Origin of the sequence: Bradyrhizobium sp. TM102 (assembly GCF_009176685.1) — a bacterium.
GTDB lineage: Bacteria > Pseudomonadota > Alphaproteobacteria > Rhizobiales > Xanthobacteraceae > Bradyrhizobium > Bradyrhizobium ottawaense.
Genome location: NZ_AP021855.1, coordinates 1894858 through 1908244, shown reverse-complemented (window position 1 = coordinate 1908244; position 13387 = coordinate 1894858). Strand labels below are relative to the sequence as shown.

General features: G+C 64.3%; 11 protein-coding genes. 5 read left to right on the top strand and 6 right to left on the bottom strand.

Annotated elements, in window-relative coordinates; translation table 11 throughout:
* Positions 1-212 precede the first annotated feature (212 nt).
* The 4 genes from GDN70_RS08945 to GDN70_RS08930 all read left to right on the top strand — a co-directional run bounded on the left by GDN70_RS08945 (position 213) and on the right by GDN70_RS08930 (position 4518).
* The gene (locus GDN70_RS08945) at positions 213-1598 is read left to right on the top strand and encodes an ABC transporter substrate-binding protein (protein ID WP_028140276.1); all 1386 of its coding nucleotides are present in this window, start codon (positions 213-215) and stop codon (positions 1596-1598) included.
* A 93-nt stretch (positions 1599-1691) separates the two neighbouring features.
* Positions 1692-2564 carry a carbohydrate ABC transporter permease gene (locus GDN70_RS08940; RefSeq protein WP_028140277.1) on the top strand — a complete coding sequence of 291 codons (873 nt, stop codon included), beginning with the start codon at positions 1692-1694 and terminating at the stop codon, positions 2562-2564.
* Positions 2561-3412, top strand: coding sequence for a carbohydrate ABC transporter permease (locus GDN70_RS08935; protein ID WP_018317827.1), 852 nt, complete (start codon positions 2561-2563; stop codon positions 3410-3412). Before GDN70_RS08940 ends, GDN70_RS08935 begins: the two co-directional genes overlap by 4 nt.
* Positions 3413-3525: 113 nt before the next feature.
* Positions 3526-4518: a hypothetical protein gene (locus GDN70_RS08930; protein WP_152102407.1), complete on the top strand. Its 993-nt coding sequence runs from the start codon at positions 3526-3528 to the stop codon at positions 4516-4518.
* Here the strand turns inward: GDN70_RS08930 and GDN70_RS08925 are convergent.
* From GDN70_RS08925 to GDN70_RS08905, 5 genes are all read right to left on the bottom strand, one after another.
* Entirely contained in the window at positions 4451-5263 is an 813-nt protein-coding gene (locus GDN70_RS08925) for an ABC transporter permease (RefSeq protein ID WP_028140278.1), read from the bottom strand. The genes GDN70_RS08930 and GDN70_RS08925 overlap by 68 nt on opposite strands.
* Before the next feature lie 4 nt (positions 5264-5267).
* Positions 5268-6182 (bottom strand): ABC transporter permease, encoded by a 915-nt coding sequence (locus tag GDN70_RS08920; RefSeq protein WP_028140279.1) that lies wholly within the window; start codon positions 6180-6182, stop codon positions 5268-5270.
* A complete protein-coding gene (locus tag GDN70_RS08915; protein ID WP_028140280.1) occupies positions 6179-7351 on the bottom strand; it encodes an ABC transporter ATP-binding protein in 1173 nt (390 codons plus the stop codon). Before GDN70_RS08915 ends, GDN70_RS08920 begins: the two co-directional genes overlap by 4 nt.
* A gap of 74 nt (positions 7352-7425) precedes the next feature.
* Complete coding sequence (locus GDN70_RS08910; RefSeq protein ID WP_097668378.1) at positions 7426-8886, bottom strand: glycerol-3-phosphate dehydrogenase; 1461 nt, start codon at positions 8884-8886, stop codon at positions 7426-7428.
* A 137-nt stretch (positions 8887-9023) separates the two neighbouring features.
* On the bottom strand, positions 9024-11711 hold the full coding sequence (locus GDN70_RS08905; protein WP_028140282.1) for an EAL domain-containing protein: 2688 nt from the start codon (positions 11709-11711) through the stop codon (positions 9024-9026).
* 202 nt (positions 11712-11913) lie between these two features.
* Here GDN70_RS08905 and GDN70_RS08900 point away from each other — a divergent pair, with 202 nt between their 5' ends.
* Positions 11914-13017: an NAD(P)/FAD-dependent oxidoreductase gene (locus tag GDN70_RS08900; RefSeq protein WP_038948423.1), complete on the top strand. Its 1104-nt coding sequence runs from the start codon at positions 11914-11916 to the stop codon at positions 13015-13017.
* 175 nt (positions 13018-13192) lie between these two features.
* Here GDN70_RS08900 and GDN70_RS08895 read toward each other — a convergent pair whose 3' ends face one another.
* Positions 13193-13372, bottom strand: a complete 180-nt coding sequence (locus tag GDN70_RS08895) for a YdcH family protein (protein WP_026201910.1) — start codon at positions 13370-13372, stop codon at positions 13193-13195.
* Positions 13373-13387: the final 15 nt, after the last annotated feature.

The following is a 13387-nucleotide window of genomic DNA, read 5'->3' as shown; positions in this document are numbered from 1 at the left end:
ACGAGACCGTTCCCCAAACTGGAGTTCCTCGGAAGGCGCGAATTGATCAGGGCGAATTGATGCGGTGATTGGATCGATGCACGCGTTAAGGATCTCCGCAAGGCCCATCCCCGCGACCTATGTCTGACAACATGCCGCTAGATCGAGCTAACGCCATGCGCTAGTGTTTTATACGACCGGTTAAAAACACCGGCCGTTTGAGGGAGAAAAACGTGAAATCCAAGGTTATTGGCGCAGTATCACTGGCGGTCGCTGCGGCCGGGCTGTTTGCAGCCGCTGCACCCGCATTTGCGCAGCAGAAGACGATCACGGTCTGGTGGGGCAAGGGCTTCTATCGCTCCGAAGACGACGCACTGATCGAGACGATCAAGAAGTTCGAAGCCAAGACCGGCATCAAGGTCGAATTGTCGCAATACGCGATCCAGGACATGATTCCGAAGACGGTCGCCGCGCTCGATGCCGGCACCGTGCCCGATGTCGCCTATTCCGACTCTTATGACGTCCAGGCGCAGGGCAAGTGGGCCTATGAAGGCAAGCTTGAGGATCTCTCCGACGTGATGGAGCCGATCAAGGGCCGGTTCGTGCAGAACACGCTGGATGCGTCGATCCTCTATAACGACGTCACCAAGAAGAAGGCCTATTACGGCTTCCCGCTGAAGCAGCAGAGCATGCACGTTCAGATCTGGAACGACATGCTGGAGAAGTCCGGCTTCAAGCTCGCCGATATCCCGAACGACTGGACGGGCTACTGGACGTTCTGGTGCGACAAGGTGCAGCCGGGGATCCGCAAGGCCACCGGCCAGCGCATCTATGCCGTCGGCCAGCCGATGGGCGTGGAATCCACCGACGCCTTCCAGTCGTTCTACACCTTCATGGACGCCTACCACGTCAAGCTGGTCGATGACGACGGCAAGCTCACGGTCGACGATCCCACGGTTCGCGAGAACCTGATCAAGGCGATGAAGGATTACACCGACACCTACATCAAGGGTTGCACGCCGCCATCCTCCACGACCTGGAAGGATCCCGACAACAACGTCGCGTTCCACAACAAGACCATCGTGATGACCCACAATTTCACGATCTCGATCGCCGCGAAGTGGTTCGAGGACTCCCAGAACCAGGCGCTCACGCCCGAACAGCGCGAAGCCGGCAAGAAGGCCTACGAGCAGGACATCGTGACGGCGTCCTTCCCGAAGGCGCCGGATGGTTCGACCATCCGCTACCGCTCCGACGTCAAGACCGGACTGGTCTTCACCGCGGCCAAGAACAAGGCCGAGGCCAAGCAGTTCATCAGCTTCCTGCTCCAGGAAGAGAACGTCCGCCCCTACATCGAGGGCGCGCTCGGCCGCTGGTTCCCGGTGACGAAGGAAAGCCAGGAAAGCCCGTTCTGGCAGGCTGACAAGCACCGCAAGGCCGTCTACACGCAGTTCAAGGGCGGCACCGCGGCGTTCGACTTCACCAAAAACTGGAAGTTCACGATCCTCAACAACGAGAACGTGTGGGCGAAGGCGATGAACCGCGTCGTCAGCGAGAAGGTTCCGGTCGACAAGGCCGTCGACGAACTGATCGCCCGCATCAAGCAGGTCGCGGGTTAAATCATCCTGCCTCTCCCCGCCTCGCGGGGAGAGGTGCTAGAACAACACCGGCCGCGTTTCGCGGCCGGCATCTCTTTGAAGAGTCCGAAAAGAATGGCGATCACGCTCTCTGGCGATCAGGCACTCCCCGGCCCGCCCCTGTCGTCGCGGCTGACCCCGCCGCAGGTCTGGGGCATCGTGCTGCTTGCGCCCTATCTGCTCGTTTTCCTTGCCTTCGTGGTCTACCCCGTCGGCTACGGGCTGTGGCTGGCGCGGGCCCCGTCGAATTATGTCGCGCTCTACAACGATCCGATCTTCGCGCGCGCCGCGGTCAACACGCTGATCTTCTTGGTCATCGGCATCAACATCAAGATGCTGATCGCGCTGTTCCTGTCCGGCTTCTTCGCGGTGCAGCGCCCCTGGATCAAATGGCTCTCGGTGATCTTCATCCTGCCCTGGGCGGTGCCGTCGATCCCGACCATCCTGTCGGTTCGCTTCATGCTCAATCCCGAATGGGGCATGGTCAATCACCTCATCTTCTCCCTGACCGGCGATGACGGCCCGAACTGGCTCAACGACCCCACCGTGGCGCTCAGCATGGCGATCGCGGTGCACATCTGGAAGTCGCTGCCGTTCTGGACGCTGATCCTGATCACCGGCCGCCTTGCGATCTCGCACGATCTGTTCGAGGCCGCCGAGGTCGACGGTGCGAGCTGGTGGCAGAAATTCCGCTACATCACCTGGCCGTCGATGCAGACGCTCTACGTCACCTGCACGCTGCTCTCGATGATCTGGACGCTCGGCGACTTCAACAGCGTCTATCTGCTCACCGGCGGTGGCCCGGCCGACCTCACGCATGTGCTGTCGACCCTCGGCATCCGCTATCTCCGGCTCGACCAGCTCAGCCTGGCCATGGCATCGATCGTCTGCGCAATGCCGTTCGTCCTGCCGCTCGTGTACTTCATGATGAAACGGTTGTCGCGATGAAGCTCCCCACCCTGCGCGAAGTCGCAACCGAAGCGCGGTTGCTGCTGATCGGCATTCCCGTCTTCCTCTGGACGATGATTCCGATCTACCACATGTTCCTGTTCGCGATCTCGCCGAAGGAGGACGCATTCTCCGGCAAGCTGTGGCCGGACCATCCGACGCTGCACAACTTCGAAATCGTGTTCAAGCAACAGCACTACTTCCTGCGCGACTTCTACATACAGTTCTGGAACTCGCTGGTGATCGCGGCATCCGTCGGCGTGCTGACGCTGTTCATCGCCACCGCCGCGGCATTCTCGATCTCGCGGCTGAAGGTGCCCGGCGGGCGGGTCGTGATGAATCTCGCGCTGTTCACCTATTTCATCCCGGCGGCGTTCCTTGCCGTGCCGATGTACCGCACCATGGGCAATTACGGCCTGCTCAACAATCACTGGTCGCTGATCCTGGCGATGGTGACCATCGCCAGCCCTTACGCGATCTGGGTGCTCAAGCAGGCCTCCGACAAGCTGCCCGTCGAATTGGACGAAGCCGCCGTGATGGACGGTGCGACGACCCTCCAGATCTTCCGCCTGGTCTACCTGCCGCTGATGATGCCCTCGCTGGTCGCGATCGGCACTTATGCGGTGCTGCTGGCCTGGAACGAATATCTCTACGCGTTCCTGCTGCTCTCGAACGACCGCGAGATCACCCTCCCCGTAGCGCTCGGCAACTTCCTCGCCGCCGACGACTCGCCGTGGGAGCTGTTGATGACGACCGGCTTCATCTACGCACTGCCGCCGGCCGCGATCTACTATGCCTTCCGCCGCTACATGGTGGGCGGGCTCACGGCAGGTGCGGTGAAGTCCTGACGCGACAGGACGCAACGGGTCGCCGCAAGCAGGACGTTCGAGCGACAACGTGGACAATTGCGGGTTGTCCACGCCTGCTCTAACCTCCGTGCCCCAATGCAGGGCACGGCATCATGCGCAGCAACGACGCGATCCATCTCGGCCTGATGCTGCTGGCGCTCGCGGCGGCCTATCTGATGCCGTTCGAACTGCTCCTGCTGGCTTATGTCGTGCTCGGCCCGGCGCACTACTTCACCGAGATTTCGTGGCTGCACGACCGCAGCTACTACCTGCCACATCGCGGGATTGCGGCAGCCCTCGCAATCATCGCCGTGGTCGCGGCCCTGATCGACAACGCCTCCTGGTTCGGCTTTGCGATGTGGGGCGCGCTGATCGTCTGCGCCATGCTCGCGGCCACCACCTCGGCGATCGAGAGCATGCTGCTGTTCATGACGGCACTCGCCCTGTCCGCGATCATGTATTCGAGCGGGTCTTCGCTCGCGGTCATCGGCATCCTGATTCCGACCCTGATCCACGTCTCGCTGTTCACGCTGATCTTCATGGTGCTCGGCGCGCACCGATCCGGCAGCCGCGTCCAGGCTGCGCTGGTGGCTGTCTACCTCGTCGCGATTGCTACGATCCTGCTGCTGCCGCCAACCGCCGAAGTCCGGATCGCAAGCTTTGCCCGAGTCGGACAGGATTATTTCGGCAATGTCGGCCCGGCGCTCAGCCGGCTGTTCGGCGTACCCGGTCTCGTCCTCGACACCAGGCTGACGAGCCTGCTCGCCTTCGTCTATACCTATCATTACCTCAACTGGTTCATCAAAGCCGACGTCATCCGCTGGACCGCAGTCCCGAAGGCGCGGCTGGCGGCGATGGCCGCCGCCAGCGCAGCCTCCACCGCGCTCTACTTCTACGACTACGCGTTCGGCTTCACCTTCCTGCTGGCGCTGAGCCTGATCCATATCCTGCTGGAATTTCCGCTCGACGCCCTGGCGCTGCGGCAACTCGGGGCGGCGGTGCAGGGCGCGGCGCGAGGATGGCACGCTGCACGAACGGCTACAGCGGCGCCGCGCTCTCGCCCTGCGAGCTCGACAGTTTCGAAGCGAGCGAGGCGATCACGATGACCACCGCGATCAGGGCGATCACCAGCGTGCAGATCGCGTTGATCTCCGGCTTCACGCCCAGCCGCACCTCGGAATAGATCCGGATCGGCAAGGTCGCCGACCCCGGCCCGGTCGTGAAGCTCGCGATCACGAGATCGTCCAGCGACAGCGTGAAGGCCAGCATCCAGCCTGCGACGATCGCGGGGGCGATCAACGGCAGCGTCACCGAAAGAAAGGCGCGGACCGGGTCGCAGCCAAGGTCCATCGCCGCCTCCTCCAGCGAACGGTCGAGCGAGCCGAGCCGGGACTGCACGACCACGGCGACGAAACACATCGTCAGCGTGGTATGGGCGATCGTCACCGTCCAGAAGCCGCGCTCGGCGTTCAGCGCGACGAACAACAGCAGCAGCGACAGACCGGTGATCACCTCGGGCATCACCAGCGGCGCGTAGAGCATGCCGGAGAACAGCGTGCGGCCGCGGAAGCGCTCGCCGCGCGACAATGCGACCGCGGCGAGCGTGCCGAGCAGCGTGGCGATGGTCGCGGAGGAGACCGCAACGCGAAAACTCATCCAGGCCGCCTCGATCATGGCGCGGTCGTTGAAGAACTCGTGATACCAGCGCAGCGACCAGCCGCCCCACACCGTCACCAGCCGCGAAGCATTGAAGGAGTAGATGACGAGGATGAGGATCGGCAAGTAAAGGAACGCCAGCCCGAGCGCGAGCGAGGCGATGTTGAAACGGGACAGGCGTGAGACCTTGCGCATGGCGTCAGCGCCCCTGTTCCAGCTGCCGCTTCTGGAGCCGCTCATACAGCAGCAGCGGCATCAGCAGCACCACCAGCAGCACGATGGCCGCGGCAGAGGCGACCGGCCAGTCCTTGTTGGTGAAGAATTCGAGCCACAGGGTCTGGCCGATCATCAGCGAATTGGAGCCGGCCAGAAGGTCCGGGATGACGAATTCGCCGACGATGGGAATGAAGCACAGCAGCACGCCGGCACCGACGCCGGGCAGCGACAGCGGGAAGGTGACGAGCCAGAACACCTGCCACGGTGGCGCGCCGAGATCGCCAGCCGCCTCCTCCAGCGCTGGCTCCATCTTGGCGAGCGTGGCGTAGAGCGGCAGGATCATGAACGGCAGATAGGAATAGACGATGCCGATATACATCGCGCTGTCGGTGGAAAGCCAGACCAGGGGCTGGCTGACCAGGTGTAGCGCCAGCAGGATCTGGTTCAGCAGCCCGTCGTGCTGGAGGATGTTGATCCAGGCATAGATGCGGATCAGGAACGAGGTCCAGAACGGCACGATCACCAGCACCATCGCCACCGCCTGCCAGCTCTTCGGCAGTCGCGCCATGCCGTAGGCGATGGGATAGCCGATCAGCAGCAGCAGCGCAGTCGCGGTCACAGCGACGGTGAGGCTGCGCACATAGGCGAACACATAGATGTCGTCGGAGACGAGCAGCTTGAAATTGTCGATCGACAGTGCGGCAAAGGCCGCCTTGAGCGCGTCCCACCCCGCCATCAGGTCGAACACCGGCTCGTAAGGCGGCTGCGCGATCGCCGTCAGCGACAGGCTGATCTTGAGCACGAACGCGAACGGCACCAGGAAGAACAGCACCATCCAGACATAGGGGGCGATCGCGGCAAAGCGCGCCGGACGCGCGAAGATACGGCGGGAGCTCATGACGGCAGCACCACGCAATCATCGGGCGTGAACCAGGCGACGATTTGCTGGCCCACGCTATAGGCGTCGACGTACAGACGCGCGCTGTTGGAGACGGAGGCCCGTACGATTCCGCCGGTATCGAGCTTCACTTTATAGGTGGTGGTGCCGCCGAGATAGCAGATGTCCGCGATCACACCGTCCAGGCTGTTGATCGTGGTTTCACGACCGGCTTCGCTGACCGGGGCGCGGCGCGACAACTTGATCTTCTCGGGACGAATCGCGATCGAGAATCTTCCCGCGCCGACCGGTTCGCGCGGCTCGGCCACCACCAGCGTACCCGCATCACGCGTACCAATGACCAGACGATGACCGTCGCGCAATCTGGTCTCGCCGTCGAACACATTGACGTCGCCGACGAACTCCGCGATCCAGCGCGAGCGCGGAGCTTCATAGAGCTCGCGGGGGCTCGCGACCTGAGCAAGCCTGCCGGTGTTCATCACTCCGATCCGGCTCGCCATCGTCATGGCTTCCTCCTGGTCGTGGGTGACGACGATGAAGGTCATGCCGAGCCGGCGCTGCAGCTCCATCAGCTCGCCTTGCGTATTCTCGCGCAGCTTCTTGTCGAGCGCCGCGAGCGGCTCGTCGAGCAGCAGCAGTTGCGGGCGGCGCGCCAGTGCGCGGGCAAGCGCGACGCGCTGGCGCTGGCCGCCGGAGAGCTGATCCGGCTTGCGCTTCTCGAGCCCTTCGAGCTTCACCAGGGCGACCATCTCGGCCACACGGCCGGCGATGTCGGCGCGTGCCATGCCGGCGCGCTTCAAGCCGAAGGCGATGTTGTCGCGCACCGACAGATGCGGAAACAACGCGTAATTCTGGAACATCATGTTGATCGGGCGCTCATGCGGCAGCGCCTGCGCGATGTCTTTGTCCCCGAGCAGGATGCGCCCCTCGTCCGGCGCCTCGAAGCCGGCGAGCATGCGCAGCAGCGTGGTCTTGCCGCAGCCGCTCGGGCCGAGCAGCGCGAAGAATTCGCCAGCCTTGATGTCCAGCGAGACGCCATCCACGGCGCGGAAGGTGCCAAAGGTTTTGGCGACGCCCTCGATGCGCAGCAGCGGCTGGCCCGCCGCAGGAAGCGCATCTCCGCCGGCCGCATCAGCCGCGGCGCCTGTTCTGGGCAACTCGTCCGTCATGATCCTGCCAACCCCGATTCCGCCGCACGCTAGCCGCCGATCGTCCCTAGCTCAACCGTGCCGGGAGAGATCGTTCACATCACATTCGCCATGAACGACGCCAGCGCGTCGCGGTCCGCCGCAGGCATGGTCAAGCCCAGCTTGGAGCGGCGCCACAGGACGTCCTCGGGGAAGCGGGCCCATTCGCGAGCCATCAGGTAGCGGACCTCGGCGCCGGTCAGTTCGGGACCGAAGCCCGGGCCGAGATCGTCGCGGCTCCTGGCGTCACCGAGAACTGCGGACAACCGCGAGCCATAAGCCCCGACCAGACGCTGGGCCTCTGGCTCCGACAGAAACCGCCAGCGGTCGCGCGCAAGGTCGACTTCGGTGTCGAAACGCTCCCAGGCAAAATCTCCGCCGGGCAGCGCGGCGCCGGCAGTCCAGGGCGGCGACATCGGATAGAACGGCGTCAGCTTCGTCACCGCCCACTCCGCGCGCAGGCGCGAGGTGGTGACGTCGCCGCCGAACATGGTGAGCAGCGGCGCCTTGCGCAGGCGCGCATGGAACAGCATCGTGCCGTCGCGGCCGCGCAGGGACGCCAGCGCCAGGTTGACGCCGGAGACTGTCCGGACCACGTCGGTCGGGGCGACGCGCTGACGAAAATAGCGGCTCGCCGCTTCGCAGAGATAGCCGACGTCGGCCCCCGGCATCGCCACAATTGCGGGATCGCCGGTGAAGGCGTGCGTGACCGTGCCGATCAGCGTGAAGTCGCGCTCGAAGGGCCGGGCAAAGATCAGCCGTCCATCATTGTTCTGAAAGACGTAGACGTTCTCGGAATCGAACAGCCTGGGCACGATGATCTGGCTCATCTGCGTGGCCGCCATCGCGGGCTGCGGCTGCCGCAGCACGGTCTCAGCAACCATTGGCGTCCAGCCGCCGGTGGCGTTGGCCAGTGCCCGCGCCGTGACCGTGCGGCGGTGGCCGCGATCGACCACCGCGAGCCGCCAAATGTCGGTTCTGTCCGCACGGACGCAACGCGCACCAGTCCGGATCGCCGCCCCATGCTCAGCGGCATCCAGCGCCGTCAGCACCACCAGGCGAGAGTCATCGACGACGCAGTCCGAATATTCGAACGCCGTACCGAACGGGCGCTTCAGCGCGTTGCCGACCGGATGATGCGTGATGTCGAGAGTGGCCGAGGGCGGCAGGCCGCCCCGGTTCGTGAGACCGTCATAGACATACAGGCCGGCACGCAGCAGCCATGGCGGCCGCTCGTCGGAATGCGCGGGGATCACGAAGCGCATCGGCCGGACCAGATGCGGTGCGATCCGGAGCCAGGTCCGGCGCTCGGCCAGGGCCCGGCGCACCCGCCGGAACCCGCGCCGCTCCAGCACCGACAGATCGCCGTGGATCAGCCGCGGTGTTGCCGACGATGCCGCGCTGCCGAGATCGCCCTGCTCGAACAGGATCACCCGCAAGCCGCGGCCTGCCGCATCGCGCGCGAGGCTGACACCGTTCAGGCCGCCGCCGATGATCGCGAGGTCGTAATCCGCCATGAAGCCGTCGAATGGAAGCAAAGCGCCCCATCATCACTAGAGCCATTTCCGTTCCGATGAAATCGGAACGGGGTCTCTAGGTTCTTATTCTGACGGTTTTTCTTGACGCGAACCGGCGTCCACTTCGCTCGAACGCTCTAGCCGGTCTTGAGCGCAAGCTCCATGACTTCAGCGCGGCCGACGAGCCCGGCATATTTCCCGATCGGCAGGGGCCTGCCGAGCAGATAGCCCTGCACGCCGTCACAGCCCTCCTTGGCGAGGAAGGCGAGTTGCTCGACCGTCTCGACGCCCTCGGCGATGATCGACATTTCGAGGCCGTGGCCGAGATCGATCACCGCGCGCACGATCGCAGCCGATTGCGGATTGCGGCCGAGATTGGTGATGAAGGCCCGGTCGATCTTGATCTTGTCGAACGGGAACGCCTGGAGATAGCTCAGCGAGGAGTAACCGCTGCCGAAATCGTCCATGGAGATGCGCACGCCGAGCGCCTTCAGGCGGCGCAGCAGCGCGAGGCCCCGGTCGAAGTCCTCGATCAACACGCCCTCGGTGATCTCCAGCTCGAGCCGGCCGGGTGCAAGGCCGGTCTCGAGCAGGATCGAATGGACGAGGCCAACCACGTCGCCGTGCATGAACTGCGCCGGGGACAGATTGACCGCGACCTGGAGCGGCTTCGGCCAGGACGCCGCCTCGCGGCAGGCCTCGCGCAGGATCCACTCGCCCATCTCGACGATCAGACCGCTCTCCTCGGCGATTGGGATGAATTCGGCCGGCGAGACCTGGCCGCGTACCGGATGCTGCCAGCGCGCCAGCGCCTCGAAGCCGATGATCTCGCTCTCGGCGACGCTGTGGCCGGCGGCGCCCTGGGGCTGGAAGGCAAGCGAGAGCTCGCCGTTCTTGATGGCCACCGACAGGTCCTGGTGCAGCACGCGGCGGTCGCGGATCTGCTGGTCCATCTCGGGCTGGAAGAGGCTGATCGTGCCGCGCGACTTCTGTTTGGCGCGGAACAGCGCCGCACCGGCATTGGCGAGCAGCGAGGCGCCGTCAGTGCCATTGTGCGGGAAGATCGACATGCCGGTGGTGACGCCGGCGCGGACCGCCCGGCCGTCGATCTGGAAGTCCTTCGCGACGGCGTCGCCGATCTGCTGCGCCAGCGCAAGACCCGCGTCCGGCTGCTTGCCGTCGATGATCAGTCCGAATTCGTCGCCGGACAGGCGCGCCACCACGCCGCCACGGGCGGAGTCCTGGAGCCGCTTGGCCACCTCGATCAGGAGCTTGTCGCCGAGCGCATGACCGAAGACGTCGTTGACCTCCTTGAGGCCGTCGAGGTCGACGCAGAGGACGGCGAACTCCTCGCCGGTGCCTTCGCAGGCCTCGATCATCTGGGTTAGCGCCTGAAGGAAGGCGGCGCGGTTCGGCAGATCGGTGAGGCCGTCGTGATAGGCCATGTGCGCCATGCGCGACTCGGTCTGCCGGCGGTCGGTGACGTCCTCGTGGGTCTTGATCAGATATTGCGGCTCGCCGGTATCGCCGAGCACGGTGGCGCGGCGGGTCAGGAACAGCCGCAGGCCGTCCTTGGTGGAGATCGGATGCTCCTCGGTGATCATCCCGCGTTTCTTGATCGCGGCCTCGTCGCGCGCGATGATCAGCTTGGCTTCCTTGGGGTTGAAGATGTCGGACGCGGTCAGGCCCGTGGCCTCCTCGCGCCGGCGGTTGAGGATCGTCTCCGCGCTGCGATTGGCGAGCAGATAGCGGCCGTCCTTGACCTGCTCGACGATCAGCGCCACCGGGATGTTGTCGACCACCAGCTCGAGGAACTTCTTCGTGCTCTCCAGCTCCTGCGACAGCGACCGGCGGTCGGTGATGTCCTCGAACACCAGCAGCAGAAACTCGGGCTTGTTGCTCTCGTTGCGGACCACGATCCGAATCGAGGCGACCATGCGCCGCTCGCCGCCGCGGTCGACCTCGAACTCGTTACGGAACTGGCCGTCCGGGGAGTTGAGCGCCGCCCGGTCGGTCGCCTCGATACTGGCTGCCGAGACCGGCGCAAACAGCTCGCGTGCGTTCTTGCCGACGGCATGATCCCGCGAGAACCCCCAGAACCGCTCATAGGCGCTGTTGGCGAAGATGTAGCAGCCGTCCTCGATGTTCTTCGCGGCCACGCAGGCCGGCACATGGTCCAGCACCGATTCCAGGAATTGCTTGGTGGAAGCGAGCTGTCGCGACAGCTTGCGCTGCTCGCTGACGTCCAGATGCGTCGCCACCGAGCCGCCGTTCGGCAGCACGAAAAACTTCACCAGGATGGCTCGCCCGTCGGGCAGCTCGGTGACCAGGCCGTTGTGGCTCGCCGCCTTCTCGTAGAATTCGTCGTCGGAGATGCCGCCGAGCACCCCGCGCTTGCGCCGGAGCTTAAGAAGCTCATGGCCGTCCATATTGGCCCAGAGTTCCGACCGCGTCAGGCCGTAGATCTCGAGATAGCGGTCGTTGCAGAAGATGATGCGGCGCTGCGCATCCGTCATGACCACGCCCTGATTGAGATTGTTCATGGCGGAGGAGACGAAGGCGTTGCGCCGCAACTGTAGACGCCTGGTCCGGCGCAGCGAGGAATGGATCCACAGCACGATCGCGCCGAGGAACGCGCAGACGACGATGCCCGCGATCAGGACTTCCCAGACCACGTTGGGATCGAGCTGGCCGAGATAGCTCGGCGCGGCGAAGCCATCCGACAGCGCAAAGGCGCGCGCGGGCGCAACCGTGCCGGCCAGGCACACAACGGCCTGCACAGCAATCGGAAGCGTGCTGCCCTCGTGCCAGTTCTTCTCAGCCATCAGCCACCCGCGATTTCAACGTCGGATTGTCTGGCTTCACGCGTTTGGATCGGGTAAACGCCTGTACGCGCAACAGAAAAATGTGACGTGAAATACGGCAATTGCCCTGACATGATAAATTCTTCCTTAACGGAAAACGGCCGCGCGGCATTCTCTCCAGGCCTGATGCCACCGGCGCCTCCAGCGGACCTCCTGCACAACCATGGATAAGGTCGATTGCGTCGTCATCGGAGCCGGCGTGGTCGGGCTCGCGGTGGCTCGAAAGCTTGCGCAGGCCGGACGCGAGGTCATCGTGCTCGAGGAGGCCGAGGCGATCGGCACCATCACCTCCTCGCGCAACAGCGAGGTGATCCATGCCGGCATCTACTACCGCGCCGGGAGCTGGATGGCGCGCATGTGCGTCGACGGCAAGCACGCGCTCTACCGCTACTGCGCCGAGCGCGGCATCCCGCACAAGAATTGCGGCAAGCTGATCGTCGCGACCAGCCCGCAGGAGACCGAGAAGCTGCAATCGATCAAGGCGCATGCCGAGGCCAATGGCGTGCTCGACATGCAGCAGCTCACGGGCGAGGCGGCACGCGCGCTGGAGCCGGCGCTGGCCTGCGACGCCGCGCTGCTGTCGCCATCGACGGGCATCATCGACAGCCACGCCTACATGCTCTCGCTGCGCGGCGAAGCCGAGGAAGCCGGCACGGCGTTCGCGTTTCACACGCCGCTGATCCGCGCCAAGGCGGCGAACGGCCTGATCGAGATCGACGCCGGCGGCGAGGCGCCAATGACGCTGCAATGCGCCCTCCTCGTCAACGCCGCGGGGCTCTCGGCGACCAATGTGGCGCGCAACATCGACGGCATGCCGCTGGACCGAATTCCGCGCGCCTATCTCGCCAAGGGAAATTACTTCAGCTGCAATGCCAAGGCGCCGTTCTCGCGCCTGATCTACCCGGTGCCCGAACCCGGCGGGTTGGGAGTGCATCTGACGCTGGACATGGCAGGCCAAGCGCGCTTCGGCCCTGACGTCGAGTGGATCGAGACGATCGACTACGAGGTCGACCCGTCACGCGCCGAGCGGTTCTACCCGGCGATCCGCAAATACTGGCCGACACTGCCTGACGGCGCGTTGATGCCGAGCTATTCGGGTATCCGGCCGAAGATCGTACCGCCCGCGGTGGCCACGCAGGACTTCCTGATGCAGGGCCCGCGCGATCACGGCGTCGCTGGCCTGATCAATCTGTTCGGCATCGAATCGCCAGGACTGACGTCGTCGCTCGCGATCGCAGATCACGTCGCCGAGCTCGCAGACATCTGAAGCGTTTTCGAGCGACGTGGATATCAGTTCGCGGCAAGACAACGCGTTGCGACAAAAACCAAACACCGCGCAAACTTCTTTGCACGGTTTCTCACCTTTGTCGCAGGGATGAGCGCAAAAGCTCCCACCCCTGCGGGATAGGGGTATGTTCAACTCTACGCTGTTACGGGGGTTACTAGTGGAGCGTGTCGCCGTGCCTCAGACGCTCGATCTGGTCCTTGACCATCAACTTCCGGCGCTTCAACTCAACAATTTGCAGGTCGTCTGTTGAAAGGTGCACGAGAGCTTCGTGCAATTCGTTTTCGAGAAGTTTGTGCTTCCGCTCCAATTCAACGAGATGTGCCTGAATTGTCATTCGAAACCTCCTCGG

Coding starts and splice junctions, on each gene's coding strand:
- GDN70_RS08940 (WP_028140277.1), top strand. CDS start 1,692: ATGGCGATCACGCTCTCTGGCGATCAGGCACTCCCCGGCCCGCCCCTG.
- GDN70_RS08935 (WP_018317827.1), top strand. CDS start 2,561: ATGAAGCTCCCCACCCTGCGCGAAGTCGCAACCGAAGCGCGGTTGCTG.
- GDN70_RS08930 (WP_152102407.1), top strand. CDS start 3,526: ATGCGCAGCAACGACGCGATCCATCTCGGCCTGATGCTGCTGGCGCTC.
- GDN70_RS08925 (WP_028140278.1), bottom strand. CDS start 5,263: ATGCGCAAGGTCTCACGCCTGTCCCGTTTCAACATCGCCTCGCTCGCG.
- GDN70_RS08920 (WP_028140279.1), bottom strand. CDS start 6,182: ATGAGCTCCCGCCGTATCTTCGCGCGTCCGGCGCGCTTTGCCGCGATC.
- GDN70_RS08915 (WP_028140280.1), bottom strand. CDS start 7,351: ATGACGGACGAGTTGCCCAGAACAGGCGCCGCGGCTGATGCGGCCGGC.
- GDN70_RS08910 (WP_097668378.1), bottom strand. CDS start 8,886: ATGGCGGATTACGACCTCGCGATCATCGGCGGCGGCCTGAACGGTGTC.
- GDN70_RS08905 (WP_028140282.1), bottom strand. CDS start 11,711: ATGGCTGAGAAGAACTGGCACGAGGGCAGCACGCTTCCGATTGCTGTG.
- GDN70_RS08900 (WP_038948423.1), top strand. CDS start 11,914: ATGGATAAGGTCGATTGCGTCGTCATCGGAGCCGGCGTGGTCGGGCTC.
- GDN70_RS08895 (WP_026201910.1), bottom strand. CDS start 13,372: ATGACAATTCAGGCACATCTCGTTGAATTGGAGCGGAAGCACAAACTT.